The following is a 4,601-nucleotide window of genomic DNA, read 5'->3' as shown; positions in this document are numbered from 1 at the left end:
TTGTCGGAAAATGCTTGGTAAAGATTCTATTTCCGACGATGCTGGGTTAACTTCGATTTGTCTGTTGACTGTATTTGGAACATCTGAAGTTTCAACCTGAGTTGATGGTAAATCTGATGTTATGGGCTGTTGTTCATCAACTTGTCGGAAAATGCTTGGTAAAGATTCTATTTCCGACGATGCTGGGTTAACTTCGATTTGTCTGTTGACTGTATTTGGAACATCTGAAGTTTCAACCTGAGTTGATGGTAAATCTGATGTTATGGGCTGTTGTTCATCAACTTGCCGGAAAATGCTTGGTAAAGATTCTACTTCCGACGATGCTGAAGTGACTTCGATTTGTCTGTTGACTGTATTTGGAACATCTAAAGTTTCAGCTTGAGTTGATGATAAATCTGATGTTATGGGCTGTTGTTCATCAACTTGTCGGAAAATGCTTGGTAAAGATTCAACTTCCGACGATGCTGAAGTGACTTCGATTTGTCTGTTGACTGTATTTGGAACATCTAAAGTTTCAGCTTGAGTTGATGATAAATCTGGTTCTATTGGCTGTTGTTCATCAACTTGTCGGAAAATGCTTGGTAAAGATTCAACTTCCGACGATGCTGAAGTGACTTCGATTTGTCTGTTGATTGTATTTGGAATATCTGAAGTTTCAGCCTGAGTTGATGGTAAATCTGGTTCTATTGGCTGTTGTTCATCAACTTGTCGGAAAATGCTTGGTAAAGATTCTATTTCCGACGATGCTGGGGTGACTTCGGTTTGTCTATTGACTGTATTTGGAATATCTAAAGTTTCAACCTGAGTTGATGGTAAATCTGGTTCTATTGGCTGTTGTTCATCAACTTGTCGGAAAATGCTTGGTAAAGATTCTATTTCTGATGCTGGATTGAACTCAATTTGAGGTGTGTTATTGATGCGATCGCCATCATTTTTATCACTTATAATATTATCTAAATCTGTTACATTAGGTTGAGAAATGGCTGATTTAACAGATTTTTTTGCTCTCGATTTAGATGGAGACTTTGTTTTAGTTGTTTTCTGAGATTTACTAGAAGTTTCTAATTTAGATTTTTTTTGAATATTTGTCTTTGATGAACTACTTTTACTTGTATTTTTTTTAGAAGTTTTTTGAATATTTTTTACACTATCAGATTTATTATGATCACTAGAATCAAAAGTATTAAATTCAATTGTTTTGAACTCATCCTCATGACCTCCCTCATCAATTAACAGTTTATAGTCTGGGGATAAGGATAAATTCGAGGATGCAACTAATGGCGATTGACCTATGATATTTTTACTCAAACTGCTGTGAGAATGCAGAAAATCAGACTCTCTCTTTAAAAAGAGTCTGCCAGGTTCAGATATAGATGATGTTACTCCAAGTGGGTTGGTTTGGTTCCCAAGTGGAGATGGAATAATTTGCATAATTTTGTACAAGAGATAGCAAATTAATTAGGTGGGAAAAATCCAGAAGGAGTCAGCCGTTTCAAAGGCTGTTTACCTCCTCCAGGAGATTTAGCAATTTTCACACCTTCGTAGGCTAAAGTTAATTCCTCAATGGCGACTGCATTTCCATCTGCTTGCAGTGTAGGCGTTTTCCAAGCAACAGGAAAAGCACCAATCAAAGTCCAACTCATCATGGTCTCACCAGCTTGGTTAAAGATTAGAATATTGACATTATATCGAGGCGTCGCTTTTTTTTCATCAAATGCTGAGTTAATCCAATTCCAAAAACCCGCATGGTCTGTAATTCCACGTTTAAGCGTCACATCAGAAAACTCTGCATGACCTAAATAAATTCTTTGTTGGTCGTTAACCCCACCCTCGTAAAAGACATTTTTCTTAACTTGAATACTTAATCCTGTACATTCAGTAAAAGATGCAGCAATCGAGTTAGCTATCTCTACATAAAAACGATTAGTAGTAACATAATTTAATTCATGTTGAACTGTTTGTTGACTAGGCATTATTACCACCTTTGGTGATTATAGTTACATACTCTTTCTCGCTGCGATCGCATGTCTTGTTGCAAAAGTTCATATACCCGTTCGGTCAGTTGCCTCATCAGCAATGGGTCTTTAAGATATTTACCTGCCACCTTAGCGGCTTCACTCGCATCAGATGTCGCTGAAACCCCAGCGTATCCAGTAGTGCCACCCGTGTCTGATTGGAGCGTGAACAAAGTCTGCTTCTGTTTTGAGTCCATAATTAAAAAATACGTCCTAAAATCAAGGCTAAAGGTACTGCCTCAGAATCAAAATTAGCCAAAGGTCTAATAGTAATTCGTAATTTGTAATGACGCTCGTACCTCGCTCTAAGCGAAGCTATGCCGTTAGCCCTTGACGTCTTTGTATCGGCAAGTTTTGTGTTGGGGTCTGTCTGACAAAGTTGAGGCAGTGTGAGCTTGGGGAGCCACTGCGTTGGACGGGTTTCCCCCATGAACAACTGCCGTCAGTGAGCAGGTTTCCCCCTGGTGACTTGGCGCTAAATCCCCATTACAAAACTTAATTACGAATTACGAATTACGAATTACGAATTATTTAATGAGTTGTGTCATGATTTCAGTAGTAGTACTTTGAAGATGTCTGTGCAAGCAAGAAATTTATCTATTATTACTGCTTAAGCGCTAGGAGAACAATATGAGAGAACGCACGGGAATTCAACGCCAAAAAGCTACTTCTAATTCCTCTTCAATACCTTCACTGCGTCAGCCAACACGCGGCTTTGGTTCAGGCACATCCCAATCTGCACCTCAAGCACACACCGAAGGCCAAATCCAAGCAAAACCTCTCAGCCACGACATTAGCCGTATATCGTTACTTCCACAAACAAAAATCCAAACAAAACTGACAGTTAACCAACCTGGTGATATCTTCGAGCAAGAAGCAGATAATTTTGCTGATAACCTAAACCAAAGCACGTCTATTCAACAAGAACAATTACCAGCAAATTCTAATACTCCTGAAGTACAACGCGAAGAATTGGACGAAGAAGAAATGCAAATGAAACCTTTAGCCAATTCTGATACTCCCGAAGTGCAACGCGAAGAATTGGACGAAGAAGAAATGCAAATGAAACCTTTAGCCAATTCTGATACTCCCGAAGTGCAACGCGAAGAGTTAGACGAAGAAGAAATGCAAATGAAACCTTTAGCCAATTCTGATTTTCCTCAAGTGCAACGCGAAGCGTTAGAAGAGGAAGAAGAAGAAATGCAAATGAAATCGCTAGAAGGTTCCTATGCTTCTCAACCACAACGCGAAGCATTGCCAACTCAAAAACAAACAAGTTCGTCGCTACAACGTTCTGGTGACGGTGGCTTAGTAGCTGGAGAAAATGTTGAAAGTCAAATAAACAGTACTAAAAGTAACGGTAGTCCCTTGCCAACTCCAGTAAGATCTGTTATTGAACCCCAGCTTGGCTACGATCTTAGTGATATTAAAGTCCACACAGATAGCACAGCAGTGCAATTGAACAAAGATTTGCAATCACAAGCTTTTACCCATCAAAACCACATTTACTACGGACAGGGAAAAAGCCCTAGCGATATGAAATTGACGGCCCATGAATTAGTTCATACTCAGCAGCAAAAGCAAGGTATGAAATTAGTCCAGAATGAGCAGTAACCTTAACATAATTCGTAATTCTTAAAAATTACCTACATTCCGCAGGTTTTTATAAGAAAGGCTGGCTGAAAACCCTTGAGGAACAGGCGCATAGCGCAGCGCCGTTTTCCGTACTTCAGGCAAGGGATGAAAGCCGCCAAGAGGCGTTTACGCCTCTGTGGCGCAATATTTTCTAATCATCATCTCTAAATATTCACTAGCGCTGACATTATTTTTTACAGCTAATTCTTGAACAGAATGCCAAGCTGTATCTGTGAGCATAACACCTCTTTTCTTTTTTGATTCATTATACAAAACAGGTATATTTTTTACTCTTTTCTTACCTTTCCCTGTTGACATATCTAGAATATTCACCTATACTAGATATAGTATAAACATCAGCAAGGGGGTAAGTCAAGTTGCTGGTTTTAGAATACAAAATTAAAGCCAAGAAGTTTCAATATTTAGCTATTGAGGAAGCCATCAAAACTACTCAATTCATTAGAAATAAATGTTTGAGATATTGGATGGACGCGCCAAGGGGTGCAAAAATTGATAGGTTTGCGCTTAACAAGTATTCAACAGAACTACGCAACGAATTTAAATTTGTGTCTAACCTGAACTCTATGGCGGTACAATCATCAGCCGAAAGAGCATGGTTGTCCATTAATAGGTTCTATAAAAACTGTCAATCCAAGAAGCCAGGTAAGAAAGGGTTTCCCAGATTTCAACATGACAACCGTTCTGTTGAATACAAGACATCAGGATGGGTGCTGAACCCAATCAAAAGACGCATTACCATTACTGATAAAAAAGGTATTGGTGAATTGAAATTGTTGGGTAAATGGGATATTCAAACCTATCCTGTTAAAGCAATTAAACGCGTCAGATTGGTACGCCGTGCTGATGGCTATTACTGTCAGTTTTGTATTGATGTCGAAGTTTCAAATATTCAACCATCAACAGGTAATGAAATCGGTTTAGATGTTGGGT

At 38.9% G+C, this 4,601-nt stretch carries 7 protein-coding genes; 2 read left to right on the top strand and 5 right to left on the bottom strand.

Annotated features, from left to right (window positions below):
• The 4 genes from AC5JMF_RS29905 to AC5JMF_RS29890 form a co-directional block, all read right to left on the bottom strand.
• Positions 1 to 1,431 (bottom strand): hypothetical protein (locus tag AC5JMF_RS29905; RefSeq protein ID WP_495799337.1); only part of this gene is annotated, 1,431 nt, incomplete at its 3' end.
• A 23-nt stretch (positions 1,432 to 1,454) separates the two neighbouring features.
• Positions 1,455 to 1,973, bottom strand: coding sequence for a phage tail protein (locus tag AC5JMF_RS29900; RefSeq protein ID WP_495799336.1), 519 nt, complete (start codon positions 1,971 to 1,973; stop codon positions 1,455 to 1,457).
• Between the two features lie 2 nt (positions 1,974 to 1,975).
• Positions 1,976 to 2,212 (bottom strand): hypothetical protein, encoded by a 237-nt coding sequence (locus tag AC5JMF_RS29895; RefSeq protein ID WP_495799335.1) that lies wholly within the window; start codon positions 2,210 to 2,212, stop codon positions 1,976 to 1,978.
• Between the two features lie 2 nt (positions 2,213 to 2,214).
• Positions 2,215 to 2,445: a hypothetical protein gene (locus AC5JMF_RS29890; RefSeq protein ID WP_495799334.1), complete on the bottom strand. Its 231-nt coding sequence runs from the start codon at positions 2,443 to 2,445 to the stop codon at positions 2,215 to 2,217.
• A 200-nt stretch (positions 2,446 to 2,645) separates the two neighbouring features.
• Here AC5JMF_RS29890 and AC5JMF_RS29885 point away from each other — a divergent pair, with 200 nt between their 5' ends.
• Complete coding sequence (locus AC5JMF_RS29885; protein ID WP_495799333.1) at positions 2,646 to 3,629, top strand: eCIS core domain-containing protein; 984 nt, start codon at positions 2,646 to 2,648, stop codon at positions 3,627 to 3,629.
• A 147-nt stretch (positions 3,630 to 3,776) separates the two neighbouring features.
• Here AC5JMF_RS29885 and AC5JMF_RS29880 read toward each other — a convergent pair whose 3' ends face one another.
• Complete coding sequence (locus tag AC5JMF_RS29880) at positions 3,777 to 3,983, bottom strand: hypothetical protein (RefSeq protein WP_495799332.1); 207 nt, start codon at positions 3,981 to 3,983, stop codon at positions 3,777 to 3,779.
• 44 nt (positions 3,984 to 4,027) lie between these two features.
• Here AC5JMF_RS29880 and AC5JMF_RS29875 point away from each other — a divergent pair.
• A partial coding sequence (locus tag AC5JMF_RS29875; protein WP_495799331.1) for an RNA-guided endonuclease InsQ/TnpB family protein occupies positions 4,028 to 4,601 on the top strand: 574 nt, incomplete at its 3' end.

Source organism: Desmonostoc vinosum, from assembly GCF_059505385.1.
The sequence above is the reverse complement of the archived record's forward strand: the minus strand, read 5'-3'. Positions and strand labels throughout refer to the sequence as shown.